The organism is Citrobacter sp. ABFQG (assembly GCF_004322975.1).
Taxonomy (GTDB): Bacteria; Pseudomonadota; Gammaproteobacteria; order Enterobacterales; family Enterobacteriaceae; genus Citrobacter; species Citrobacter freundii.
Genome location: NZ_CP036435.1, coordinates 399056 through 423794, shown reverse-complemented (window position 1 = coordinate 423794; position 24739 = coordinate 399056). Strand labels below are relative to the sequence as shown.

26 protein-coding genes and 1 riboswitch are annotated in these 24739 nt (G+C 53.6%); of the genes, 15 read left to right on the top strand and 11 right to left on the bottom strand.

The annotated features are described in order from the left end of the window. Nucleotides 1-36 precede the first annotated feature (36 nt). Entirely contained in the window at nucleotides 37-384 is a 348-nt protein-coding gene (gene tnpB, locus WN16_RS02195; RefSeq protein WP_042922210.1) for an IS66 family insertion sequence element accessory protein TnpB, read from the bottom strand. A 562-nt stretch (nucleotides 385-946) separates the two neighbouring features. Beyond that, nucleotides 947-1960, bottom strand: coding sequence for a magnesium transporter (locus WN16_RS02185; protein WP_003837796.1), 1014 nt, complete (start codon nucleotides 1958-1960; stop codon nucleotides 947-949). 55 nt (nucleotides 1961-2015) lie between these two features. Then, nucleotides 2016-2199: riboswitch (M-box (ykoK) riboswitch) on the bottom strand. A gap of 401 nt (nucleotides 2200-2600) precedes the next feature. Here WN16_RS02185 and WN16_RS02180 point away from each other — a divergent pair. The 5 genes from WN16_RS02180 (at nucleotide 2601) to WN16_RS02160 (ending at nucleotide 8245) form a co-directional block, all read left to right on the top strand. Beyond that, entirely contained in the window at nucleotides 2601-3668 is a 1068-nt protein-coding gene (locus WN16_RS02180) for an HlyD family efflux transporter periplasmic adaptor subunit (RefSeq protein WP_003023381.1), read from the top strand. After that, nucleotides 3665-6412 carry a ribosome-associated ATPase/putative transporter RbbA gene (gene rbbA, locus WN16_RS02175; RefSeq protein WP_044701369.1) on the top strand — a complete coding sequence of 916 codons (2748 nt, stop codon included), beginning with the start codon at nucleotides 3665-3667 and terminating at the stop codon, nucleotides 6410-6412. The genes WN16_RS02180 and rbbA overlap by 4 nt, the downstream gene beginning before the upstream one ends. Continuing rightward, nucleotides 6412-7536: an ABC transporter permease gene (locus WN16_RS02170; protein ID WP_003837801.1), complete on the top strand. Its 1125-nt coding sequence runs from the start codon at nucleotides 6412-6414 to the stop codon at nucleotides 7534-7536. The genes rbbA and WN16_RS02170 overlap by 1 nt, the downstream gene beginning before the upstream one ends. Nucleotides 7537-7613: 77 nt before the next feature. After that, complete coding sequence (locus tag WN16_RS02165; RefSeq protein WP_003837806.1) at nucleotides 7614-7889, top strand: type II toxin-antitoxin system HicA family toxin; 276 nt, start codon at nucleotides 7614-7616, stop codon at nucleotides 7887-7889. Further along, nucleotides 7886-8245: a type II toxin-antitoxin system HicB family antitoxin gene (locus WN16_RS02160; RefSeq protein WP_003837808.1), complete on the top strand. Its 360-nt coding sequence runs from the start codon at nucleotides 7886-7888 to the stop codon at nucleotides 8243-8245. The genes WN16_RS02165 and WN16_RS02160 overlap by 4 nt, the downstream gene beginning before the upstream one ends. Nucleotides 8246-8355: 110 nt before the next feature. Here WN16_RS02160 and nikR read toward each other — a convergent pair whose 3' ends face one another. The 3 genes from nikR to WN16_RS02145 all read right to left on the bottom strand — a co-directional run bounded on the left by nikR (nucleotide 8356) and on the right by WN16_RS02145 (nucleotide 10497). Continuing rightward, nucleotides 8356-8757, bottom strand: coding sequence for a nickel-responsive transcriptional regulator NikR (gene nikR / locus WN16_RS02155; RefSeq protein ID WP_003023387.1), 402 nt, complete (start codon nucleotides 8755-8757; stop codon nucleotides 8356-8358). A 49-nt stretch (nucleotides 8758-8806) separates the two neighbouring features. Further along, on the bottom strand, nucleotides 8807-9385 hold the full coding sequence (acpT, locus tag WN16_RS02150; RefSeq protein ID WP_003837810.1) for a 4'-phosphopantetheinyl transferase AcpT: 579 nt from the start codon (nucleotides 9383-9385) through the stop codon (nucleotides 8807-8809). Between the two features lie 62 nt (nucleotides 9386-9447). Continuing rightward, complete coding sequence (locus WN16_RS02145; RefSeq protein WP_003023393.1) at nucleotides 9448-10497, bottom strand: AI-2E family transporter; 1050 nt, start codon at nucleotides 10495-10497, stop codon at nucleotides 9448-9450. A gap of 133 nt (nucleotides 10498-10630) precedes the next feature. Here WN16_RS02145 and WN16_RS02140 point away from each other — a divergent pair, with 133 nt between their 5' ends. Then, entirely contained in the window at nucleotides 10631-11848 is a 1218-nt protein-coding gene (locus tag WN16_RS02140) for an MFS transporter (protein WP_003846164.1), read from the top strand. A 3-nt stretch (nucleotides 11849-11851) separates the two neighbouring features. Here the strand turns inward: WN16_RS02140 and WN16_RS02135 are convergent, their stop codons facing one another. Further along, the gene (locus WN16_RS02135) at nucleotides 11852-12409 is read right to left on the bottom strand and encodes a DcrB family lipoprotein (RefSeq protein WP_003837816.1); all 558 of its coding nucleotides are present in this window, start codon (nucleotides 12407-12409) and stop codon (nucleotides 11852-11854) included. A gap of 72 nt (nucleotides 12410-12481) precedes the next feature. Then, nucleotides 12482-13147, bottom strand: coding sequence for a 7-cyano-7-deazaguanine/7-aminomethyl-7-deazaguanine transporter (locus tag WN16_RS02130; RefSeq protein ID WP_088169168.1), 666 nt, complete (start codon nucleotides 13145-13147; stop codon nucleotides 12482-12484). A 168-nt stretch (nucleotides 13148-13315) separates the two neighbouring features. Here WN16_RS02130 and tusA point away from each other — a divergent pair, with 168 nt between their 5' ends. Continuing rightward, nucleotides 13316-13561, top strand: a complete 246-nt coding sequence (gene tusA / locus WN16_RS02125) for a sulfurtransferase TusA (RefSeq protein WP_003023404.1) — start codon at nucleotides 13316-13318, stop codon at nucleotides 13559-13561. Between the two features lie 93 nt (nucleotides 13562-13654). On the opposite strand, the gene zntA is transcribed toward tusA, so the two are convergent. Both zntA and WN16_RS02115 read right to left on the bottom strand, forming a co-directional pair. Continuing rightward, the gene (zntA, locus tag WN16_RS02120) at nucleotides 13655-15853 is read right to left on the bottom strand and encodes a Zn(II)/Cd(II)/Pb(II) translocating P-type ATPase ZntA (protein WP_044701374.1); all 2199 of its coding nucleotides are present in this window, start codon (nucleotides 15851-15853) and stop codon (nucleotides 13655-13657) included. 74 nt (nucleotides 15854-15927) lie between these two features. Continuing rightward, the gene (locus WN16_RS02115; protein WP_003846172.1) at nucleotides 15928-16554 is read right to left on the bottom strand and encodes a lysoplasmalogenase; all 627 of its coding nucleotides are present in this window, start codon (nucleotides 16552-16554) and stop codon (nucleotides 15928-15930) included. A 141-nt stretch (nucleotides 16555-16695) separates the two neighbouring features. Here WN16_RS02115 and WN16_RS02110 point away from each other — a divergent pair, with 141 nt between their 5' ends. From WN16_RS02110 to WN16_RS02095, 4 genes are all read left to right on the top strand, one after another. Continuing rightward, nucleotides 16696-17055, top strand: a complete 360-nt coding sequence (locus WN16_RS02110) for a DUF2500 domain-containing protein (RefSeq protein ID WP_044701376.1) — start codon at nucleotides 16696-16698, stop codon at nucleotides 17053-17055. Between the two features lie 236 nt (nucleotides 17056-17291). Continuing rightward, the gene (locus tag WN16_RS02105) at nucleotides 17292-17771 is read left to right on the top strand and encodes an Hcp family type VI secretion system effector (RefSeq protein WP_003837826.1); all 480 of its coding nucleotides are present in this window, start codon (nucleotides 17292-17294) and stop codon (nucleotides 17769-17771) included. A gap of 6 nt (nucleotides 17772-17777) precedes the next feature. Then, nucleotides 17778-18659, top strand: coding sequence for a hypothetical protein (locus tag WN16_RS02100; protein WP_224769936.1), 882 nt, complete (start codon nucleotides 17778-17780; stop codon nucleotides 18657-18659). Nucleotides 18660-18734: 75 nt separating this feature from the next. Continuing rightward, nucleotides 18735-19169 carry a DUF1240 domain-containing protein gene (locus tag WN16_RS02095; protein WP_225622175.1) on the top strand — a complete coding sequence of 145 codons (435 nt, stop codon included), beginning with the start codon at nucleotides 18735-18737 and terminating at the stop codon, nucleotides 19167-19169. 52 nt (nucleotides 19170-19221) lie between these two features. Here WN16_RS02095 and WN16_RS02090 read toward each other — a convergent pair whose 3' ends face one another. Together WN16_RS02090 and rsmD are read right to left on the bottom strand one after the other, a co-directional pair. Continuing rightward, nucleotides 19222-19497: a DUF1145 family protein gene (locus WN16_RS02090; RefSeq protein WP_003023415.1), complete on the bottom strand. Its 276-nt coding sequence runs from the start codon at nucleotides 19495-19497 to the stop codon at nucleotides 19222-19224. Then, nucleotides 19487-20083, bottom strand: coding sequence for a 16S rRNA (guanine(966)-N(2))-methyltransferase (gene rsmD, locus WN16_RS02085; protein ID WP_044701380.1), 597 nt, complete (start codon nucleotides 20081-20083; stop codon nucleotides 19487-19489). The genes WN16_RS02090 and rsmD overlap by 11 nt, the downstream gene beginning before the upstream one ends. Nucleotides 20084-20359: 276 nt before the next feature. Here rsmD and ftsY point away from each other — a divergent pair, with 276 nt between their 5' ends. The 4 genes from ftsY to rpoH all read left to right on the top strand — a co-directional run bounded on the left by ftsY (nucleotide 20360) and on the right by rpoH (nucleotide 24718). Beyond that, complete coding sequence (ftsY, locus tag WN16_RS02080) at nucleotides 20360-21886, top strand: signal recognition particle-docking protein FtsY (protein ID WP_003837834.1); 1527 nt, start codon at nucleotides 20360-20362, stop codon at nucleotides 21884-21886. 2 nt (nucleotides 21887-21888) lie between these two features. Beyond that, complete coding sequence (ftsE, locus tag WN16_RS02075) at nucleotides 21889-22557, top strand: cell division ATP-binding protein FtsE (RefSeq protein ID WP_088169167.1); 669 nt, start codon at nucleotides 21889-21891, stop codon at nucleotides 22555-22557. Next, on the top strand, nucleotides 22550-23608 hold the full coding sequence (gene ftsX, locus WN16_RS02070) for a permease-like cell division protein FtsX (RefSeq protein WP_003837835.1): 1059 nt from the start codon (nucleotides 22550-22552) through the stop codon (nucleotides 23606-23608). The genes ftsE and ftsX overlap by 8 nt, the downstream gene beginning before the upstream one ends. Before the next feature lie 255 nt (nucleotides 23609-23863). After that, nucleotides 23864-24718, top strand: a complete 855-nt coding sequence (rpoH, locus tag WN16_RS02065) for an RNA polymerase sigma factor RpoH (RefSeq protein ID WP_003023425.1) — start codon at nucleotides 23864-23866, stop codon at nucleotides 24716-24718. The last annotated feature ends 21 nt before the right edge of the window (nucleotides 24719-24739 follow it).

Here is a 24739-nt window from a genome sequence, read left to right as displayed (position 1 = left end):
ACCAGGCTTATTCTGCAACAACCAGGATAAAGAGGCCTACAGCATGGTCAGGGAGGTCAGCAACCGCTTCGGCTGTCGCCAGTCGATGCCTTCCAACAACATTGCCAGCTGCGCCGGTGTCAGGAACACTTTGCCATCGCGGGCTGACGGCCAGGCGAAGCGCCCGCGCTCCAGCCGTTTGGTCAGCAGGCACAGCCCGTCTCCGGTAGACCACAGCAGTTTGACCTGACTGCCACTGCGGCCCCGGAAGATGAAGACGTGGCCGGACATCGGATCATCTTTCAGCGCCGTCTGCACTTTTGCAGCCAGCCCGTTGAAGCCGTTGCGCATGTCGGTGATACCGGCAACCAGCCAGATCTTGGTCCCGGAAGGTAACGGGATCATCACTTCAGTTCCTGTATCAGCAGAGTCAGGAGCTTTTCGCTGACCGTACCATTAAGGCGGAGCGTCCCGTGCCGGAACGTTACCTCACAGCTGATACTGAGAGCCTCCGGGCCCTCAGCGGTTAGTTCTGGCTGTACGGAGGTGGCATCGAGAGTCACAGGGAGTAGCTGAGGACTCTCTGAGGAAGGTAACAGCAGCTTTCCCTCACGCCATTGTTGGCGCCATTTGAACAACAGATTGGCGTTAATGCCATTTTCAAGCGCCAGTTTTGAGATGGATATCCCGGGTTCACAGGAGGCAGCTACGAGCTGCTTTTTAAACTCAGGAGAATAATTAGGGCAGCCCTTACGCCTGCCGGGAGTCATATTTTTCTGCATATCTGACACTTTGGTTCCCACTACTTATTTGGTGGACACCACTTTGTCGTATGCTTCAGATTATGACCAGACGGCTCTCGCTGGACGCTTACGTCTTTTTCAGGTTAAAGGATACAACTTTAATGTCTCTACACAGCGCCAGCCTGACGGTGACGCCCGACAACCTGAGCTGCCGGGCGTTATCATTAGTTCAGACCAAGAAAGTGCTGGGCGATTTTAAAGTAGATAATTAACCCGGTACCGTCGATAAGCGTGGCGATAAACGGGGCCGAAACCACGGCGGGATCAATGCCGATACGCTTGAGCACCATGGGGATCACTGATGACACCACGGCGCTCCACAGCGTAATGCAAACCAGCGTCAGGCTGACGATCAGCGTGATTTCCATGCCGATGCCCATCATCCACGCGCGTAAGCACCCTGCCAGGCCCAGCGTCAGAGCGATCAGCAGCGAAGTTGAAACTTCTTTGCGGATCACCCGGCCCATATCGCGCAGCCGCACTTCTCCCAGCGCCATTGAACGTACCAGCGTCGAAGTGATCTGCGTACCGCTGTTGCCGCCAGTACCAATTAATAGCGGAATAAAAAAGGCCAGGGCAATTGCAGATTCCAGCGCCTCTTCAAAATGCTGAAGCACGCTGCTGGTATAGGCTTCTGCGACAAACAGCAGCAGGAGCCAGACCGAACGTTTTTTCCACAATGTCCACGGACTAATTTCCAGATAGGGTTTTTCCAGCGGTAGCGTGGCGCCCTGAAGCTGAACGTCTTCGGTAACATCATCTTCCTGTAGATGAGCGATCTCTTTTTCCATCAGACAACCGACCAGCTCACCTCTCTCAACGACAGCAACCAGATCGACTTCGCGTTCGGCTAACTCGGCAACGACCTGCGCCCGTTCATCATCAGGCTTTACATGAAATAAACAGCTGTCCGTAAGATGATTGATGTTCAGCGACGTATCTTTTTCCTGCAATAAGCGCTTGATGGATAACACCCCGCGCAGCGCTTTTCCGGCCACAACAAAGACCTGGCCTGGGATGTCATCCGTTGTGAGTTGGGAGACAAAGTACTCGCGAGCGCCGTTCACGCTGAGATGGTCCGGCAGAGTAATAAAATCGGTGCGCATATATTGGGCGATAGCGTCGCCGTTGAAATCCGGCATAGGATGATGAGCGGCGCAGAGTGGCATAGATGACATGGTGTAATTCCCTATAAAAATCTCTCATAGGGGCGAACAAGACAGGGTTAGCACAGGCAGATCCCTACGTCCTGGTTTTAGCACTGAACAACGTATCTGTCCGATGGTGAAATCGTCAGAAGTTACCTTGGCAACACCTTGATTCGATGGATGCCTGTATTTCCCTGAGTGGTCTCTCTCGATACCAGCAGGGCGGTAACTTGTATTTGTACAGGAGCCTCGCCATAACGAGATCGGTAAATGAGCCGCTATTATAGGGATGCCTAATCATTGATTATGTTTATAGTTGCGATTGTTTATCAATCGTTGATATACGAAATATTTCTTGTGCCAGGGCTGAACTGGAAACGACAACCGAATAGACATATTGAATCCAGGTGTTAGTATTCAATAGACAGCAGTTATGAGTATGCGTGTTTCATTTCCGGCCAGGAACGCTGATGATGACAACATTACTACCCGATTTCACAGCATTTTCGTCACTCACTTCCTTCGCGGCGTGCGTTGCTATTACGCCTGTCCGCACTCTGGCCATTATTTCTCATTCCTTCTCATCCCGGATGGAATCTCCCGCTGAATAGCTGTTCAGTGGGCTTTGTGACACGCATCGTTTGATAACAGGGATTACGGCGGGTCGGATATGGAAAAGATTAAGCGTCATCTGGTGTGGTGGGGCGCGGGTATTGTGGTGGTGGTTGCTGCAATAGCATGGTGGATGTTGCGTCCTGCGGGGATTCCGGAAGGTTTCGCGGCCAGCAACGGCAGAATAGAAGCTACCGAAGTGGATATTGCCACCAAGATTGCCGGAAGAATTGACACAATCCTCGTATCGGAAGGGCAGTTCGTTCGTCAGGGCGAGGTGCTGGCGAAAATGGATACCCGCGTGCTGCAGGAGCAGCGGCTGGAAGCTGTCGCGCAAATCAAAGAAGCCGAAAGCGCGGTGGCTGCGGCACGAGCGCTGCTGGAACAGCGGCAAAGTGAAATGCGCGCCGCGCAGTCGGTGGTAAAACAGCGCGAGGCGGAACTGCAGTCGGTCTCTAAACGTCACGTTCGCTCCCGTTCGCTATCCCTGCGTGGGGCTGTATCCGAGCAACAACTGGATGACGACAGGGCAGCGGCTGAAAGCGCTCGCGCGGCACTGGAATCCGCAAAGGCGCAGGTCTCTGCGGCAAAAGCCGCAATTGAAGCCGCTCGTACCAGCATCATTCAGGCGCAAACCCGCGTAGAAGCCGCGCAGGCTACCGAACGTCGCATTGCCGCTGATATTGATGACAGCGAGCTGAAAGCCCCGCGCGATGGTCGCGTGCAGTACCGTGTCGCCGAACCGGGCGAGGTGCTTTCCGCGGGCGGTCGCGTACTGAATATGGTCGATCTCAGCGATGTCTACATGACGTTCTTCTTACCTACCGAACAGGCTGGTTTATTGAAGATTGGTGGTGAAGCTCGCCTGGTGCTGGATGCCGCGCCGGATCTGCGTATTCCGGCGACCATTAGCTTTGTGGCTAGTGTTGCGCAGTTCACACCGAAAACGGTCGAAACCAGTGATGAACGGCTGAAGCTGATGTTCCGCGTTAAAGCGCGTATCCCGCCAGAGCTGTTGCAGCAGCATCTGGAGTACGTGAAAACCGGTCTGCCGGGCATGGCGTGGGTGCGTGTTGATGAAAATCGCCCCTGGCCTGACGACCTGGTGGTGAGGTTGCCGCAATGACGCATCTGGCGCTGGTTCCCGTTCCTCCCGTGGCGCACCTTGACGGCGTGAGTCAGCATTACGGGAAAACGGTCGCGCTGAACAACATCACGCTGGATATCCCTGCCCGCTGTATGGTGGGGCTTATTGGCCCGGATGGCGTCGGAAAATCGAGCCTGCTGTCGCTCATCTCCGGCGCGCGGGTCATTGAACACGGCAACATGATGGTGTTGGGCGGCGATATGCGCGACCCAAAACATCGACGGGATGTCTGCCCGCGCATTGCCTGGATGCCGCAGGGGTTAGGGAAAAACCTGTACCATACGCTGTCGGTGTATGAGAACGTCGATTTCTTTGCCCGGCTGTTTGGTCATGATAAAGCGGAACGCGAAGCGCGGATTACCGAGCTGCTGAACAGCACCGGCCTGGCACCGTTTCGCGACCGTCCCGCCGGGAAACTCTCGGGCGGGATGAAGCAAAAACTGGGGCTGTGCTGCGCGTTAATCCACGACCCGGAACTGTTAATTCTCGATGAACCCACCACCGGGGTCGATCCGCTGTCCCGCGCCCAGTTCTGGGATCTAATTAACAGCATTCGCCAGCGGCAGACCAACATGAGCGTGCTGGTTGCGACCGCTTACATGGAAGAAGCCGAGCGCTTTGACTGGCTGGTAGCGATGAACGCCGGGGAGGTGTTAGCCACCGGGAGCGCCCAGCAGCTACGCGAACAAACCAACAGCAACACGCTGGAGCAGGCGTTTATCGCGCTGCTACCTGAAGCCCAGCGCCAGGCGCATAAGCCGGTGGTGATCCCACCGTATCACGCTGAGCAGGAAGAGATTGCCATTGAGGCGAAAGACCTGACTATGCGCTTCGGTAAGTTTGTCGCCGTTGACCACGTTAACTTTCGTATTCCGCGCGGGGAAATCTTCGGTTTTCTCGGCTCCAACGGCTGCGGTAAATCCACCACCATGAAGATGCTCACCGGTCTGCTACCCGCAAGCGAAGGTGAGGCCTGGTTGTTTGGGCAAGCGGTTGACCCGAAGAATATCGATACCCGCCGCCGGGTGGGCTATATGTCGCAGGCGTTTTCGCTCTACAGCGAGCTGACCGTCCGGCAAAACCTCGAACTACATGCGCGACTGTTCCATATCCCCGAAGCGGAAATCCCCGGGCGGGTACAAGAGATGAGCGAGCGTTTTTCGCTGACCGATGTCGAAGACGCGTTGCCCGGCGCGCTGCCGTTGGGGATCCGTCAACGCCTGTCGCTGGCGGTGGCGGTGATCCATCGCCCGGAAATGCTCATTCTTGATGAGCCGACCTCCGGGGTCGATCCGGTGGCGAGGGACATGTTCTGGCAACTGATGGTCGATCTGTCGCGGCAGGACAAAGTGACCATTTTTATCTCCACCCACTTTATGAACGAAGCGGAGCGCTGCGACCGGATGTCGCTGATGCACGCCGGAAAAGTGCTGGCCAGCGGCACGCCGCAGGAACTGGTGAAACAGCGTGGCGCTGCCAGTCTGGAAGAGGCGTTTATCTCCTGGTTACAGGAAGCGGCAGGCCCGGCACCGGAAGCTCAGTTACCGCCAGCCAATGTTCCGATAGCGCATGAAAATAGTCAGCCGCCGCGGCAGGGCTTTAGCCTGCGGCGGTTGTTCAGCTACAGCCGCCGTGAAGCGCTGGAACTACGACGCGATCCGGTACGTTCAACGCTGGCGCTGATGGGCACAGTGATCCTGATGCTGATCATGGGCTACGGCATCAGCATGGATGTGGAAAATCTGCGTTTTTCGGTGCTCGATCGTGACCAGACCGTCAGCAGCCAGGCGTGGACGCTTAATCTGGCGGGATCGCGCTATTTTATCGAACAGCCGCCGCTCACCAGTTATGACGAGCTGGACAAACGGATGCGTTCGGGCGAAGTGGCGGTAGCAATAGAGATCCCGCCAAACTTTGGCCGCGATATCGCGCGTGGCACGCCGGTGAAGATTGGCGTCTGGGTCGATGGCGCAATGCCGAGCCGCGCTGAAACGGTCAGAGGCTACGTACAGGCGATGCACCAGACCTGGCTGCAGGATGTGATGGCGCGTCAACCCAATTCCAGTGGTCAAAACGGGCTGATGACCATTGAAACTCGCTATCGTTACAACCCGGATGTGAAGAGTCTGCCGGCAATTGTTCCGGCGGTGATCCCGCTGCTGCTGATGATGATCCCCTCGATGCTCAGCGCCCTCAGCGTAGTGCGTGAGAAAGAGCTGGGGTCGATTATCAACCTGTACGTTACGCCCACGACTCGCAGCGAGTTTTTACTCGGCAAACAGTTGCCGTACATCGTGCTGGGCATGCTGAACTTCCTGCTGCTGTGTGCGCTGTCAGTTTTTGTGTTCGGCGTCCCGCATAAGGGGAGTTTTTTAACCCTGACGCTGGCCGCGCTGTTGTACGTCACCATTGCCACCGGGCTGGGTCTGTTAATTTCCACGTTTATGAAAAGCCAGATCGCGGCCATTTTTGGTACGGCGATTATTACGCTGATCCCGGCGACGCAGTTTTCCGGGATGATCGACCCGGTCGCCTCGCTCGAAGGGCCTGGACGCTGGATTGGTGAAATTTACCCGACCAGCCATTTTCTGACCATCGCGCGTGGGACGTTCTCTAAAGCGTTGGATCTGACCGATCTCTGGCAGCTGTTTATTCCGCTGGCGGTAGCCATTCCGGTGGTGATTGGTCTGAGCGTATTACTGCTGAAAAAACAGGAGGGGTGATGCGCCGATTACGCAATATTTATAACCTCGGTATCAAAGAGTTGCGCAGCCTGCTGGGTGACAAAGCGATGCTGACGCTGATCGTCTTTGCCTTCACGATTTCGGTTTATTCTTCCGCGACCGTCCTGCCGGGTTCGCTGCATTTGGCTCCGATTGCTATTGCCGATATGGACCAGTCGCAGTTGTCGAACCGGATTGTGAACAGCTTTTATCGCCCGTGGTTTTTACCGCCGGAGATGATCACCGCTGATGAGATGGATGCCGGACTGGACGCCGGGCGCTACACCTTCGCCGTGAACATTCCACCTGATTTTCAGCGTGATGTGTTGGCCGGTCGGCAGCCGGATATACAGGTTAACGTCGATGCCACGCGGATGAGCCAGGCCTTTACCGGCAACAGCTATATCCAGAATATCATCAGCGGCGAGGTGAACAGCTTTGTGGCGCGTTACCGTGACAACAATGAGCCGCCGGTGGCGTTGGAAATGCGTATGCGCTTTAACCCTAATCTGGAACCTGCCCGCTTTGGCGCGGTGATGGCGATTATCAACAACATCACCATGCTGGCGATCGTGCTTACCGGGTCGGCGCTGATCCGCGAGCGCGAGCACGGGACAATAGAACATCTGCTGGTTATGCCGGTGACGCCGTTTGAGATCATGATGGCAAAAATCTGGTCGATGGGTCTGGTGGTGCTGGTGGTTTCCGGTCTGTCGCTGATGCTGATGGTAAAAGGCGTGCTCGGCGTACCGATTGAAGGTTCGATACCGCTGTTTATGCTGGGCGTGGCGCTGAGCCTGTTCGCCACCACTTCGATCGGTATTTTTATGGGCACGCTGGCGCGCTCTATGCCGCAGCTGGGGTTACTGATGATTCTGGTACTGCTGCCGCTACAGATGCTCTCTGGTGGTTCTACACCGCGTGAAAGCATGCCGCAGGCGGTGCAGGACATAATGCTGACTATGCCAACTACCCATTTTGTCAGCCTCGCGCAGGCGATACTTTACCGCGGCGCAGGGTTTGGCATCGTCTGGCCGCAGTTCCTGACGCTGTTGGCAATTGGCAGCGCGTTCTTCCTGATAGCGCTGTTGCGCTTTCGAAAGACGATTGGCACGATGGCGTAATTGGTTGGCTTCATATCTTGACTGCATTGTATGCTGTTATAATATGACTTCAAAGGATGAAGTCATAAGGACATGCGATGAAGGAAAAAGTGTTGTCTTTACGCAAAAAGCAAAAGAACACGCTGGATCAGCTTTTTAAAGCACCGACGCCGCAGGGAATCAAGTGGTCGGAAATTGAGTCACTGATCAAGGCGTTAGGTGGCGAAATCAAAGAAGGACGAGGCTCGCGATGTAAATTTCTTTTAAATAAGAGCATTGCGAGTTTTCATAGACCACATCCTTCTCCGGATACAGATAAAGGCGCGGTCGAAAACGTACGTGACTGGTTAACAAGTATAGGGGTAAAACCATGATCAAACCCAAAACGCCAAACTCAATGGAAATCGCCGGTCAACCTGCGGTAATTAATTATGTCCCTGAGCTTAATGCGTTTCGCGGTAAGTTCCTGGGATTGTCAGGCTATTGTGATTTTGTCTCTGACAGCATTCAGGGGCTGCAAAAAGAGGGGGAGATCTCCTTACGAGAGTATCTTGATGATTGCTCTGCCGCAGGGATAGAACCTTACGCAAACCCGGAAAAGCTGAAGACGTTTACTCTGCGCTATCCAGAGTCTTTCGGAGAACGTTTAAGTTTTGCGGCAGCGGAAGAACAGGTATCAGTCAATACATGGATCATCGAAACGCTCAGCAAAAGTCTCAAACAGGCATAGTTGCTAGTTGGTTTGCTCATTATTGCCAGGGGCTTCGCTTGCCTGGCCTACAAACGGTAACGGAGTAGGCCGGATAAGGCGTAGCCGCCATCCGGCAACGAAACAGGCAATTACTCTTCTTTCGGCAGGCACTGCAAATGACCGTGGCGCACGCCGCGCTGGGAGATCACGTCATCGGCAAAATGCTGTACATCGCCCATGTCGCCTTTTAGTACGGCGATTTCCAGGCAGTCGTCATGGTTGATGTGCACGTGCAGCGTGGCGACCGATAAATCGTGGTGGTGGTGTTGGGTAGAAACAATGCGGCTCGCCAGGTCACGCTTCTCATGCTCATAAACATACGAGAGCACCGCGAAGCCCTGAGTGCCGTGCTCCTGAGTGGTTTCCTGCGCCAGTGCGCCGCGCAGAATATCGCGGATCGCTTCGGAACGGTTGTTGTAGCCACGGCGCTGACTCAGGCCGTCGAGCGTTTCTAATAAATCGTCATCAAGTGTGATGGTGATACGTTGCATCAGATTTCAACCTTACGATATTGCGCGGCGGCGCACGGGAATGAAAACATTACAGCCTGTGTACGGCGTCGGCGGTCAGGGTAAATGGCGTGGGGGTGCAAACCGCCAGGCTCAGGGTATCGATCTGGCACTGGCTGACGGAGAGTGAGGAGGTCAGTGCGGTACTGTCGACGCTGACGATTTGCCAGGCACTGCCGCCGCGCTGTTTCACGATAGCTTCTTTACGCGTCCAGATGCGCCAGAACGCCGCCAGCTGTTGCTCCGGGTGTTCGGCTTCAACTTCAGCGTGTTCCCCAAGACTGAATACCGTATTTGCCAGCGTTTGCCAGTTATCGCGCGGGCGAATAACTTCAATATCGCAGCCGACTTCCCCTTCGTCGCTGAGCAGCAGGACGATGTCATCGCCGCTATGGCTGAGATTGAACCACAGCGGCGTGTCGGCGGAAAAGGCCGGTTTTCCTTGCTCGCCATAGATGATGTTCGGTAATGGCGAAAGGGCATGGGAAAGCAGCACGCGACCTGCCAGCCAGCGCGCACGGCGAACACCTTGCGGCGCTTGCTCTTTCATCGCGGCAGGCAGTTCGCCAGCGCTTAAAACAGAAACTTTCCCATGAACGATCCGGTACATATCAGGACTAACCTTTAGTAATAATGGGGTTGTGTACCACTCTTCACATGCTGTTTGCAAGTTTATCCCGGTAATCGACTTTTGGGCCTGCCGGGTCCCAGTAAAATTGCCAGTTTGCTACCGCCTGTGGTCGTTTCCATCCAGATTTTACACACGCTGGTTAGCGGCACGGAGAGCAGCATGCCTACCGGGCCGAGCAGCCATCCCCATACCAGCAAAGAGAGGAAGACGATAAGCGTCGATAATCCCAGCCGATGCCCCATCATGCGGGGTTCGAGGATATTGCCAATAACCATATGCACCACCAGGAATAGCGCACCAACCAGTACGCATTCGTAAATGCCGTTGAACAGCAGCGCCTGGATCATGGGCGGGACGGCGGAAATGACCGAGCCAATGTTGGGCACGTAGTTTAGCAGGAAGGCCAGCACGCCCCACATCAGAGCAAACTGAATCCCCATCAGCGCCAGACCCAGCCAGATGATGGCACCGGTCCATAAGCTGAGCAACGTTTTCAGTGCCAGATAGTGAGATACGCCCTTGAGCGCCCGATGCAGCCCCGCAATATGGATTTGTGGGTTGTTCAGCGAAAAGCGCAGCTTATAAGGAACATGACGTACCTCAAACAGCATAAAGACGACTGTCATCACCAGCAGAACGACGCTGGCCATGGCGCCGGAAAGACTTGTCATCAGCGTGGTGGTGAAGGTCATTATTTTGTCGGAGTCCATACGTTGCAGCATACGCTCCGGGGACATATGCAGATTTAAAAAGGGAACCATCTCTTGCAGATGCAGGACCTTACGTGTCAGCTCCTTGTTGTATTTGGGTAGCATGGCCATGAATTCCGTGATCGAAGACGCGAGGACGCCGATCAGTGCCGTGAGGACGAACAGCATCACCACCACTACGAGCGTAATGGCAACCGGGCGACGTACTCCCCGGCGAATAAACCAGGCGACCAGCGGATTCAATACAATGGCAAAAAAGAGGGCCAGCAGCAGTTGCACAATGATATCCGCCGCGGCATGAATACCGGCGAGGATCACCACCAAAGCAGCCAGTTTGAGTAAAATGTGCAAACCCGTTTTATCGGGCTGAGCGGTTGTCATATTTTCTTCCTGTTTGCGTTTTTGCATTAAGTGTAGCGGCTGGCTTGCGGCTGAGATTCCTAAACTGACTGCTGATTTCTGCGCGGCAACATGGTAGAAATGAAACACTGTTGTGAAAACGTGGTGACCCTCCATGCCCGAACCCGTCGCTGAACCGACGCTGAGCGGTTTACGCCTTAACCTGCGCATTGTCTCTGTGGTGATGTTCAACTTCGCCAGCTATCTGACCATCGGCCTGCCGCTCGCGGTATTGCCGGGCTACGTCCACGATGTGATGGGGTTCAGCGCCTTCTGGGCTGGGCTGGTTATCAGCCTGCAATATTTCGCTACGCTGCTGAGCCGTCCGCATGCAGGTCGCTATGCCGACCTGCTGGGGCCAAAGAAAATTGTGGTATTCGGGCTATGTGGCTGCTTTTTAAGTGGTCTGGGCTATTTGCTGGCAGGATCAACGAACGACTGGCCGTTGGCTAGTCTGCTGCTGCTGTGTCTGGGGCGGGTGATTCTCGGAATTGGGCAGAGCTTTGCCGGAACTGGCTCTACGCTGTGGGGCGTGGGGGTTGTTGGCTCAATGCACATCGGACGGGTGATTTCCTGGAATGGCATCGTGACCTATGGCGCGATGGCGATAGGCGCGCCGCTGGGCGTTCTGTTTTATGCCTGGGGGGGCTTACAGGGGCTGGCGCTGACCGTGATGGGCGTGGCGCTGGTGGCGATACTGCTGGCGCTCCCTCGTCCTGCGGTGAAGGCCAGCAAAGGCAAACCGTTGCCGTTTCGCGCGGTGCTCGGGCGTGTCTGGTTGTACGGTATGGCGCTGGCCCTGGCTTCCGCTGGATTTGGGGTGATCGCCACGTTTATTACCCTGTTTTATGATGCCAAAGGCTGGGACGGCGCAGCTTTCGCGCTGACGCTTTTTAGCTGCACATTTGTCGGCACTCGACTGTTGTTCCCAAATGGTATCAACCGTTTAGGCGGGCTGAATGTGGCAATGATCTGCTTTAGCGTCGAGATTGTCGGGCTGCTGCTGGTCGGGATGGCTTCCATGCCGTGGATGGCGAAAATCGGCGTTTTGCTGGCTGGGGCTGGGTTCTCACTGGTTTTCCCGGCGCTGGGCGTGGTCGCGGTAAAAGCCGTCCCGCAGCAAAATCAGGGCGCTGCGCTGGCGACCTACACGGTGTTTATGGATTTATCGCTGGGGGTTACCGGGCCGCTGGCCGGGTTGATAATGACGTGGGCGGGCGTGCCGGTTATCTATCTGGCGGCAGCAGGGCTGGTGGCGGTGGCGCTATTGCTGACCTGGCGGCTAAAAAAACGGCCTCAGGTGGTGTCACCGGAGGCCGCGTCATCGTCTTAACCGTTACTGGATAACCAGCGTGTTAATGATGTTTTCTGCGGTAGTCTGCGCTTTTTGCTGATCGTCAGCAGGCAGCGTGATTTGCAGGGTCAGCAGTTGATTGTCCACTTTACCCAGCACTACGGAAGAGTAAGCGGTCTGGCCTTTGGCTGAGATGATGCTGTCTAACTGCTGCAGCGTGTGGCCTTTCAGCTCAATAGATTTATTGGTGACGACCTGCAGCTGTGGGTCGCGGCTACGCTGCTGATCTTCCAGACGTTTTGCCAGCACAGCCAGGTCTTCGTTGGTGTTGTCGCCAACAATCACAATCACCGCTTTCTGGCCGGTTGCGTCAGAATAGACGTGCATATTGTTCGCCTGGGTGCCCAGCTTGCCGCTCTGATCGGTCATATCCGCTGGCAGGGAAAAACTGAGTTTGCCGTCCAGCAGGCTGACCGGTTGTCCGCTGGCGCTACTTTCTGCGGCAGCACCCTCGGCTGGCGCTTTTGTATCGCTATTATCACAGGCTGCAAGCCCCATAACCAGCAGGCCAATACCGACATATTTAACCAGATTGCGCATTGACTTCTTCCTTTCGATAAACGGCCATAACGGCTCATTCGTCCATCTTATCACAACTCGGAAAATGAACCTTTAACTCGTCTGCAATGCAGCGATTTCGGATTTATCTGCCAGCCTTTTCAGCAACATATTCAGCAGCACGCCGTACATTGGCAGGAAGAAAATAATGCTGATCAGCACCTTGAAACAGTAATCGACCAGCGCGATTTCCATCCAGTGCTCGGCCATGAAGGCATCCGGACTACGCCAGAAAGCGATAAAGAAGAAGGCCAACGTATCGCTGATATTGCCAAATAGCGTGGACGCTGTCGGTGCCAGCCACCAACGACGGTTCTGGCGCAGGCGGTTAAAGACATGCACATCCAGAATTTGTCCCAGCGCGTAAGCCATAAAGCTGGCGGCGGCGATACGGGCAACAAACAGGTTAAAGTGCAGCAGTGCGCCAAATCCCTGCCACGATCCCATATAAAACAGGGACGAAACGACATAGGAGATCAGCAACGCGGGGATCATCACCGCAAAGATGATACGTCGAGCCAGCGGCGCGCCAAAAATACGCACGGTCAGGTCGGTCGCGAGGAAAATAAACGGAAAGCTAAACGCGCCCCATGTGGTATGGAAACCCAAAATGGAGATTGGAAGCTGCACCAGATAGTTGCTGGAGGTGATCACCAGCAGATGAAATAGCGATAGCCAGAACAACGCTTTTAGGCGCTGAGTTTGTGTAAACGGAGTCATATTGTGACCTTTTTGTTGGATGGGGTGAGGGAACCCAATAAAAAACCGTCGCATGATACTGCTTTAAGAGCACATTGCAATGGTTGTTTTTCACGCAATCGTTAACCTGATTGGCTTACGCCACAACAGAGCGTAAAATAACGCCGTTTTTGTATGAATGAGACGACGATGAGCGACCTGTTTACTTCCCCCGACCATACTCTTGATGCCCAGGGACTGCGCTGCCCGGAACCGGTGATGATGGTGCGTAAAACCGTACGTGGCATGCAGGCCGGTGAAACACTGCTGATTGTCGCCGACGATCCGGCAACAACCCGCGATATTCCTGGCTTCTGTACCTTTATGGAGCATGAGCTGGTGGCCAAAGAGACCGACTCGCTGCCGTACCGCTATCTGCTGCGTAAAGGTCACTAGTTTTGTTTGCCGGATGGCGCTAACGCTTATCCGGCCTACAAAGAACGTGTAACCCGTAGGCTGGATAAGGCCACGCCGTCATCCGGCAAAAAACTATCCTTTACGTAACAACCGCAGCGCGTTAGCGGTCACCAGTACCGTTGCCCCCGTATCGGCCAGCACTGCCAGCCACAATCCGGTTATCCCGAGCAGCGTGGTGACGAGGAAAATCCCCTTCAGGCCCAGCGCAATCGCAATGTTCTGGCGAATATTGGCATGGGTGGCCCGCGCCAATTGAATCATTTGCACCAGACCGCGCAGGCGGTTGTGGGTCAGGGCGGCATCGGCGGTTTCCAGCGCGACGTCGGTCCCGCTTCCCATCGCAATGCCGATGGTAGCCGCTTTCATTGCCGGAGCGTCGTTGATACCGTCGCCAACCATCGCCAGCGGCGATTGTCGGTTGAGATGGGTAACGGCCTGCACCTTATCTTCCGGCAAGAGTCCTGCTTTAAATTCGAGACCCAGTTCACCGGCAATGGTGGCCGCCGCACGCGGGTTATCACCGGTCAGGATCACGCCTTTCACGCCAATCTGATCAAGCTCGGCGATAGCGCTGCGAGCGTCGTCGCGCAGCGTGTCCTGTAGGGCCAGCACGCCGAGTACAGTATCGTTACGCAGCACCAGCACCACCGTTTGGCCCGCGCTTTCCAGCTCGCTTATCTGCCCGGCAAAGGCATCAGCAGGCTGCTTACCGGCGGCGCAAATCAGCACGCGTTCGCCGTTGACCAGCGCTTCAATTCCAGAGCCAACCAGAGCCCGTTGCTCTCTTGCGACAGGAATAGTCAGTTCGCGTGTTTGTGCTTCCCGGACAATCGCTTGTGCCAGCGGGTGTGTCGCACCTTGCTCTACTGCTGCCGCCAGTGCCAGCAGTTCAGCTTCACCAATACCGCTTGCCGGATGAATCGCTGTGACGCGCGGTTTACCGATGGTCAGGGTGCCGGTTTTATCAAACGCCACCTGCGTGACTCTACCCAACTGTTCCAGCGCGGCCCCGCCTTTGATTAACGCCCCACGACGCGCCGCGGCGGCAAGACCAGAGGTAATGGCTGCGGGGGTTGAAATCACCAGTGCGCAAGGACAGCCAATCAACAGCAGCGTCAGTCCTTTATAAATCCACTCCTGCCAGGATGCGGCAAACAGCAGCGGCGGTACGAGGGTGACCAGCAGCGCAACCGCCATAATGGCTGGAGTGTAAATTCGACTGAAACGGTCAATAAAGCGCTCAATGGGGGCGCGACGTTCTTCCGCTTCTTCAATCAGCTTCAGAATACGATCAATGGCGCTGGCGCCCGGTTCGGAGAGCACTTCCAGTGTAACCAGACGGTCCACGCTGGTGGCACCTGCCGGGACTTTCTCGCCGGTGGCGCGTTCAACCGGGATCGATTCGCCGGTCAGGGCGCTTTCATCAAAACTGGCAAACCCGGAGACCAGTTTGCCGTCGGCAGGTAAACGCCCACCCGCGGCAACTTCAATAACATCGCCAGGGCGGAGGCTATTAATAGCCACCTCTTCGCGCTCGCCGTTACGCAGGCGCGTGGCGGTTTCCGGTTTGAGCGCCATCAGTGCGCTGACCCCTTTACGGGCCCGGCTGGCGGCCCATCCTTCCAGGCGTTCGCCAATTAAAAATAGCAGCAGCACCATGGCGGCTTCCGCCGTCGCGCCGATAAACAGTGCGCCGATGGCGGCCACGCTCATCAATGTTTCAATGGCAAAGTAGCTGCCGGTTTTCATCAGACGCAGGGCCTGACGGGCAATGGGATACAGACCGACCAGCGTGGTGGCGATAAACGCTATCTGACCGAAGGGATGATTGAACTGCTCCAGCCCCCAGCTAATCGCCATCATGATAATCAGCGAAATCAGCGGTAGGTTTTCTTTAAAACGTGACTCGCGGGCGGCGTCCGTCGCGTGCTCATCGCGCAGGGTATAACCTGCTTTTTGCACCGCGTTTTCAACTTGCTGGCGGATATCGGAACCGGCATCGACCACCAGTTTTTCAGTGGCGAACAGAACCTGGACCTGGTTGACGCCGCTGACCTGGCGGACCGCATTTTCTACTTTGCGGGCGCAGGCTGCACAGTCCATGCCCGCCACTTTCCAGGAATAGCGGGTACCTAGTACGGTATCGGATACGGGCGGTGTAGTGGAGCAGCTTCCTTCGCAGCAGCAGTCATCCGCCTTTTGTGGCGCAGGCGCTGGCTTGAAAGAAGAAAATTGTGGGGCCTTTTTGCCATTGGTATCAGGTGTCGACATGGCATCCTCCGGTTGATAATCATTTCGTATTAACCGGAGGATACACTCTGGAGTCGACTCCAGAGTCAAGCATTTTAAAGATACAACGAACGAACAATCAGGAAATGTCCGGCGAAGTAGCAGGCGGCGGCAATGGCGTTATCGGCGCGAAAGCGACGACGGTAATGGCTACCCAGCCAAACAATATTGCCAATGAACAGGAGCGATGCGCCCATAAATGCCGACAGCGCCGGAGCGGTCGGGCGGAAGAACCACAGTTCGCCAGCCATCCAGACCATCATCAGCGTGATGCCAATAAAGGTACAAATAGCAATGCGCAACTCTTCCAGACGCGTCCAGATCACGGCGATCAGCAACGCCCCCAGTACCGCCAGCACCAACGGCAAAGGCCAGAAGAACGACAGCGTCATTTGGCTGGCGAAGTAAATGGTATACAGCAGATGCGACAGGAAGAATGCCCCCACGGCGTACAGCAGGCGTTGGCGCGGCAATAACGTCAGCGCATCGCCCAGCAGCGAGGCCAGCAGACCAGCCAGCACCAGATAGCTGATAGCGTTAAACATTGGCGCCTGCCAGGCCAGCAGCGCCAGCAGGAGTAACGTCAGGGGTTTAAAGACCCAGCGTTGCCAGGCGGGCCCACGATAGGAAGCATCCACGAACAACCATGCGGAAAGGCAGACAGCGATAAACGACCAAAGCATCTTAGTTCCTTGAATTCGTTATTTTTTCGTAAGCGGGGTGCTTACGGCTCTACTGTCCAGTGTAGAGGTCGACACTGCCAGATGACAACACCATAACGGGCAATGTATGCTTATTTCCGCATTTTCTGATGGGTTAATACTATGAGCAAACCACCACTTTTTTTCATTGTTATCATTATCTTAATTGTTGTCGCCGCGTCGTTTCGCTTTGTTCAGCAGCGGCGTGAAAAAGCCGATAATGATGCGGCGCCGCTGGTGCAAAAGCAGGTGGTGGTGAGTAACAAATGGGAAAAACCGCTTAACGATCGACGATCCCGTCAACAGGAAGTGAGCCCGGCGGGAACCAGCATGCGCTATGAAGCCAGCTTTAAGCCACAAAACGGCGGCCTGGAGCAGACGTTTCGTCTGGATGCTCAGCAGTACCATGCGCTAACGGTCGGGGATAAAGGTACGCTAAGTTACAAAGGTTCGCGTTTTGAGGGGTTTACGCCGGTGCAATAATGCCGATCGGCGCTGTGTTTATCGCGTCAGCGCCGACAATAAATTTAAATTAAATATATAATGCTTCTGAAGTATATTTTTTATTAATTTCTCGATAATTGTTTTGTAGGTTACATATTTATCGCTTACCTAAAAACATCGATTGCATCACTATTTTTCCACCCGCCTTTCACTATTCTGCTATTTCAACTTCATCGTATATATAAATATTTTTAAAAATAAACTAAGGAATTTATATGGCGAATACAATGTGGCTGGCCTTAAATGGGCAGGCGCAGGGTTTGATTTCTGCTGGATGTGCTTCGGTAAGTTCAATCGGAAATAAATCACAACCTGCCCATCGTGACCAGATAATGGTAATGACAGTTAACCATGGCATGAGCCGGGTGCAAAATGTGAACCATCAATGTTTGACATTTATTAAGCCGGTAGATAAATCCTCGCCTTTGTTAGGAAAAGCCATAACAGACAATGAAATATTGAGCTGTGAATTTAGCTTCTATCGCACGAGTCCGGCGGGTTTAAACGAGTGTTATTACGTGCTAAAACTTATCAATGCCAGAATATCCAGCATCCATTTGCAGGTGCCTCATACCATCGATGACAGTGCGGGTCAGCCAGAAGAAATCATTGAACTATCTTACGAATCTATTTCCTGGGAACATCTTATTGCTGGAACCAGCGCATACAGCCTTTGGGATGAGCGAATTTTTTAAGGAGCAATGATGGAAAGCTATTATGACTGGATAGGGAATCATCGTGAAGATATTCTTAGAGGAAATAACTGGCATCGTAATCAGCGTATCGAGAACGAAATCAGAACGCTGAAAAATAACCTGAATAGCAATACACAACACATTATGCTGCTAACGCTTGAAGAGGCTCAGGGCGTGATTGATGATTTGCTGGGCAGTAAACCCGTCAGTTTTTCGACGAATTATGCCGGGAATATCAGAGATACGGTTTTTGCTACTAAAAACCTGTCGAAGCTTTTTTCTTATCAGCAGGCCGGGAAGATTGTCTTTACCTTAAAAGGCCTTGGGATTAAAGCTACGCAGTATGCTTATCAGGGAAAACTGTATGTGAAGATTACGGGCTACCCTTCTCTGCGACGCATTCTTAACGGAACCCGTTACGGGATTAATCATACTAAGGTACTTGAAGTGGGCATTGGCAGCGCCGGGTTTCGAAATGGCATAATGTCAGGGGCCAAATTCTGCATCTGGTTTTCCGCATGCTGGCGGTTGATTGAGTTGATCTTTAAATCCGAACATGACGTTGCCGCATTGCTGGGAAACGTGACGATGGATGTGGCGAAGGTGATTGTGAGTGTTTTTGCCTCCAAATTAGCTGGTAGTGCTTTTAGGTTCGCCGTACCTCTATTTATCACTAGCGGGGCCGTTCCGGTTTGGGGAGAAATCGTCTATGTCGTTGTATTAGGTTTTATTATTGTCTGGTCTCTGAGTGAAGTGGACAAAAAATATGAGTTATCAGACAAACTGATAGCGTGTATTCGTGAGGGGATGAAAGAGCAGCAAAAAATTGAAGAGTGGAACTCTCGACACTCGAGATATAGAGGTTCACTTTACGACGGAATTTATTGATATGAGTTTTAATATTAATCTGGAGAATATTAAGAAAAGATGTAAGTTGTTTCTTTGTTTGTTCTTTTTTGGGGGGTGACCTGGTTGGGGTATATTGCCAGCGTACCGGATCTCACCGATCTGGTTGAATCCAGAAGCATCGTCTACTTTTTCTGGGGGGCATTTTGCATATTATTCATGTTTCCGGTGACGGGGTGCTTTACTTTAGGCATTGCCTACCTGGCCTTTGCGAAAAGCATGCGGCCGCCCAAATTTTTCGACAGGACATTTACCATTGTTTTCCACGTCGCAGGGGTAGGGTTTGTTGTTGGAAATATCCTCTCTTTTATTGTTATTTTTTATCCTCTTGGTACTAACTATGTTTTATGCGAGCGTCCAGGCCCGACGTCTGGCACCTATTACACCCGGACCGAAGAGATTTGCGAGCAGGTGAAACACCTGCGGAAAACAAGAGCCAGTAGAGATATTCCAAAACTGAAAGATCAGCTGGACGGAGTATCTCCACCGTGATGGCGTTTTACAGGCCTGGCTCGCAACGTGCCGCCGAGCGAAAAGATCGCAGTTACTTCTTCAGCTGATCTTTAATCTTCTTCTGCCACACCAGTAGCTCAAAGACGCCGAACAGAAAAATACGGATTTTCTCTCCGTTGGTCATCTGCGGGCCATCTTTAGGCATGGTGCTTTTTAGTAGCGCCAGCTGCATGCCATGCATCAGCACCATAAATATCAGTGCGACGTTAACGAAGATGTTAAGCGGGCGTGGAAAGGGTTGGAAAATATTCAGTAGTAAAAATGCCCAGACGCACAGCATCAGCAGGCGTCCTAGGTTAATCAACATCGTGTTCTCCTCGTGCTTCACGTTGGTACAGGCGATAGGCGACCTGTCCGGCAACTTTCTCACGGTATAGCGACCAGTTCACCGGAACCGGCGGCAAACCGTTTTCTACTTCGCTTTCAACGTAAATATACGCTTCATTTGCCAGCCAGCCATGAGTTTCCAGAAGCGTTAATGTTTCTTCCAGTAACCCTTTGCGAAACGGCGGATCCACAAATACCACGTTATGCGGCGTACCCGTCTGAGCCAAAAATGCCAGCGTATTGGTATTGACGACGCGGGCATGGGAGGCTTTCAACGTGGCGAGATTCTTTTGTAGCTGCTGAGATACCGCGCGATCCATCTCCAGAAGCGTCGCATTTGCCGCATAGCGAGAGAGGGCTTCCAGCCCCAGCGCGCCGCTGCCGGCGAAGCAGTCCAGACAGTGAGCATCGACCATTATCGGGGCCAGCCAGTTAAACAACGTTTCGCGCACACGGTCGGTGGTCGGACGCAGGCCGGGGCTGTCCGGAACCGGGAGTTTACGGCCACGCCATTGCCCGCCAATAATGCGGATCTGGCCGCTACCAGAGTGATTCGGTTTTTTCATTTCTATTATTGCTCAATCCGCCTATAGCATGTCATTCCAGGCGGTGATGTGAGTTAAGTTAACCCGTCGCCTTTCAAGTTATCTCTTCGTTGGCTGCACTTACTCACCCGAATCACTTACTAAAAGTAAGCTCATCGGGATTCGTGCGCTTGCCGCCTTGACGTAACTCGAAATTCATTGGGTATAAGTGATAGACTATTTCATCATTTTTTTAGCTGCTATGTACATAGCGTTGACGCTGTGCCATGAAGCAACAGCGGGGGAGTGTAGTCGCAAATGGCGAAAGAGAAAAAACGTGGCTTTTTTTCCTGGCTGGGCTTTGGTCAAAAAGAGCAGGCACCGGAAAATGAGACAGAAGTAAAAAACGAAGAACAACAACCGGTTGCTGAAGAAACTACCGTCGTTGAAGAACAGCCGCGCGCCGAGGAAACCCGTAGCGAGGCGGAAACGCAAGCCTTTGCTGCTGAAGTCGTTGAAGTAACTGAACAGGTTGCGGAAATTGAGAAACTGCAGCCGGAAGAAGAACCTGTCGCCGAACAAGCGCAGCCGGAAATTGAGCCGGTTGCTGAACCCGTTGCTGAAACTGTAGTGGAAACGCCAGCGGCGGTGGTTATCGAACGCGAAGAATTGCCGCTGCCGGAAGAGGTGAAAACCGAAGAAGTTTCTGCCGAAGAGTGGCAGGCCGAAGCGGAAACCGTGGAAATTGTTGAGGCGGCTGAAGAAGAAGCTGAAAACGAGCCGCAACTGACCGACGAAGAGCTGGAAGCACAGGCGCTGGCCGCTGAGGCTGCTGAAGAAGCGGTTATGGTGGTGCCGGTAGAAGAACCTGCTGTAGAAGAACCGGTAGAAGAAGAGGTAGTCCAGGAGCAGGAAAAACCAACCAAAGAAGGTTTCTTTGCGCGACTAAAACGCAGCCTGCTGAAAACAAAAGAAAACCTCGGTTCCGGATTTATCAGTCTGTTCCGTGGTAAAAAGATCGACGATGATCTGTTTGAAGAGCTGGAAGAGCAACTGCTGATCGCCGATGTGGGCGTAGAAACGACCCGTAAGATCATTGCGAATCTGACAGAAGGTGCCAGCCGCAAGCAGCTTAAAGATGCGGAAGCGCTGTACGGCCTGCTGAAAGAAGAGATGGGCGAGATTCTGGCGAAGGTTGACGAACCGCTGAATGTTGAGGGCAAAACACCATTTGTTATCTTAATGGTTGGCGTCAACGGTGTGGGCAAAACCACCACTATTGGTAAGCTGGCGCGTCAGTTTGAGCAGCAGGGTAAATCAGTAATGCTGGCGGCGGGCGATACTTTCCGTGCGGCGGCGGTAGAACAGCTGCAGGTCTGGGGTCAGCGTAATAATATTCCGGTGATTGCTCAGCATACCGGTGCGGATTCCGCGTCCGTTATCTTTGATGCCATCCAGGCGGCGAAGGCGCGTAACGTAGACGTGCTGATCGCTGATACCGCAGGGCGTTTGCAGAATAAATCGCACCTGATGGAAGAATTGAAAAAAATCGTTCGCGTCATGAAGAAGCTGGACGAAGATGCGCCGCATGAAGTTATGCTGACTATCGATGCCAGCACCGGGCAGAATGCGATAAGCCAGGCCAAACTGTTCCATGAAGCGGTGGGCTTAACCGGTATCACCCTGACCAAGCTGGACGGTACGGCGAAGGGCGGGGTTATCTTCTCGGTTGCCGATCAGTTTGGCATCCCTATCCGCTATATCGGTGTGGGCGAACGTATCGAGGATTTACGTCCGTTTAAAGCGGACGACTTTATAGAGGCACTTTTTGCCCGAGAGGATTAACAATGATTCGCTTTGAACATGTCAGCAAGGCCTATCTCGGTGGGAGACAAGCGCTGCAGGGAGTGACCTTCCATATGCAGCCTGGCGAGATGGCGTTTCTGACCGGCCACTCCGGCGCGGGGAAAAGTACCCTGCTGAAGCTGATTTGTGGAATTGAACGGCCCAGCGCCGGGAAAATCTACTTTAGCGGGCATGACATCAGCCGTTTGAAAAACCGCGAAGTGCCGTTTCTGCGTCGTCAGATTGGCATGATTTTTCAGGATCACCACCTGCTAATGGACAGAACCGTGTTTGATAACGTGGCAATTCCGCTGATCATCGCGGGCGCCAGCGGGGACGATATTCGTCGTCGCGTGTCAGCGGCGCTGGATAAGGTCGGGCTGTTGGACAAAGCGAAAAACTTCCCGATTCAGCTCTCCGGCGGTGAACAACAGCGCGTCGGCATTGCCCGTGCGGTGGTGAATAAACCAGCGGTGCTGCTGGCGGATGAACCAACGGGGAACCTGGATGACGCGCTGTCGGAAGGGATCCTGCGCCTGTTCGAAGAGTTTAACCGCGTCGGGGTCACGGTATTAATGGCCACGCACGATATTGGCCTGATCTCCTGTCGCTCCTATCGCCAAATGGTTCTGAGCGATGGACATCTGCATGGAGGCCTGGCGCATGAATAGACGTGACGCTATTAACCAAATCAAACAGTTCGGTGGCCGACTGGATCGCTTTCGTAAATCGGGCGGTGCGCCGGGTGATGGCGGTCGCAACGCGCCTAAGCGTGCGAAGGCCGCGCCAAAGCCGAACTCGCGTAAAACCAATGTCTTTAATGAGCAGGTACGTTATGCGTTCCAGGGCGCGTTACAGGACCTGAAAAGCAAGCCGCTGGCGACGTTCCTGACGGTGATGGTTATTGCCATCTCCCTGACGCTGCCAAGCGTGTGCTACATGGTTTATAAGAACGTAAACCATGCAGCAAGTCAGTATTATCCGTCCCCGCAGATCACCGTTTACCTGCAAAAAACGTTGGATGATGATGCGGCGGCGCGGGTGGTTGGTCAGTTGCAGGCCGAGCAGGGCGTGGAGAAAGTGAATTATCTTTCCCGTGACGACGCGCTGGGCGAATTCCGTAACTGGTCTGGATTTGGCGGTGCGCTGGATATGCTGGAAGAGAACCCGCTGCCGGCCGTGGCGGTGGTGATCCCGAAACTGGACTTCCAGGGTACGGAGTCGCTAAACACGTTGCGTGACCGCATCGCACAAATCAACGGTATTGATGAAGTGCGGATGGATGACAGCTGGTTCGCTCGCCTGGCGGCGCTGACGGGCCTTGTCGGACGCGTTTCCGCGATGATTGGCGTGCTGATGGTGGCGGCGGTCTTCCTCGTCATCGGTAACAGCGTGCGTCTGAGTATTTTTGCGCGTCGCGATACCATTAACGTGCAAAAACTGATTGGCGCGACGGATGGATTTATCCTGCGTCCGTTCCTCTACGGCGGGGCACTGCTCGGTTTTTCCGGTGCATTTCTTTCACTGATTTTGTCAGAAATTTTGGTGATGCGTCTGTCGTCAGCGGTGACTGAAGTGGCACAGGTATTTGGAACCAAGTTTGATATCAATGGCTTATCATTCGATGAATGCCTGTTATTGCTGCTGGTGTGCTCGATGATTGGCTGGGTGGCAGCCTGGCTTGCCACGGTTCAACATTTACGCCACTTTACCCCCGATTAAAAAATCTCTGGTATAATCTTTCCCTGCACTGAGTAGTTCGCTCTGCAGGGAAAGAGTCCCTGTGATCTCTTCCCGGCGTATTCATTGTGATGTCACATTTTGTGCGTAATCTATACACATTACGACATGGAACTTGTGGATAAAATCACTGTCTGATAAAAGATTGAATGATATTCTCGTTGCTCATAAGCTCTGGCATGGTTGTTGCTATTGGTTTTAGCCAATGCGCCAGATGAAAAGATTGAGAGGATTTGAATGACCAAAGAAATGCAAAATTTAGCTTTAGCCCCTGTTGGTAACCTGGAATCTTACATCCGGGCTGCGAACGCGTGGCCGATGTTGTCGGCTGACGAGGAGCGGGCACTGGCTGAAAAGCTGCATTACCAGGGCGATCTGGAAGCAGCTAAAACGCTGATCCTGTCTCACCTGCGCTTTGTTGTTCATGTTGCTCGTAATTATGCGGGCTATGGCCTGCCGCAGGCGGATTTGATTCAGGAAGGTAATATCGGCCTGATGAAAGCCGTGCGCCGTTTCAACCCGGAAGTGGGTGTGCGCCTGGTTTCCTTCGCTGTGCATTGGATCAAAGCTGAGATCCACGAATACGTTCTGCGTAACTGGCGTATCGTTAAAGTCGCGACCACTAAAGCGCAGCGTAAGCTGTTCTTTAACCTGCGTAAAACCAAGCAGCGTCTGGGCTGGTTTAACCAGGACGAAGTTGAAATGGTTGCTCGCGAGCTGGGTGTTTCCAGCAAAGACGTGCGCGAAATGGAATCCCGTATGGCGGCGCAGGACATGACGTTTGACATGTCTTCAGACGATGAGTCTGACAGCCAGCCGATGGCCCCGGTGCTGTATCTGCAGGATAAATCTTCTAACTTTGCCGACGGCATTGAAGAAGATAACTGGGAAGATCAGGCCGCGAACAAACTGACCCACGCAATGGAAGGTCTGGACGAGCGTAGCCAGGACATCATTCGTGCTCGTTGGCTGGACGAAGACAACAAGTCGACGTTGCAGGAACTGGCCGATCGCTACGGCGTTTCCGCTGAACGTGTTCGTCAGCTTGAAAAGAACGCCATGAAAAAATTGCGCGCGGCGATCGAAGCATAATCTTCCAGCCGACCTGGAAAT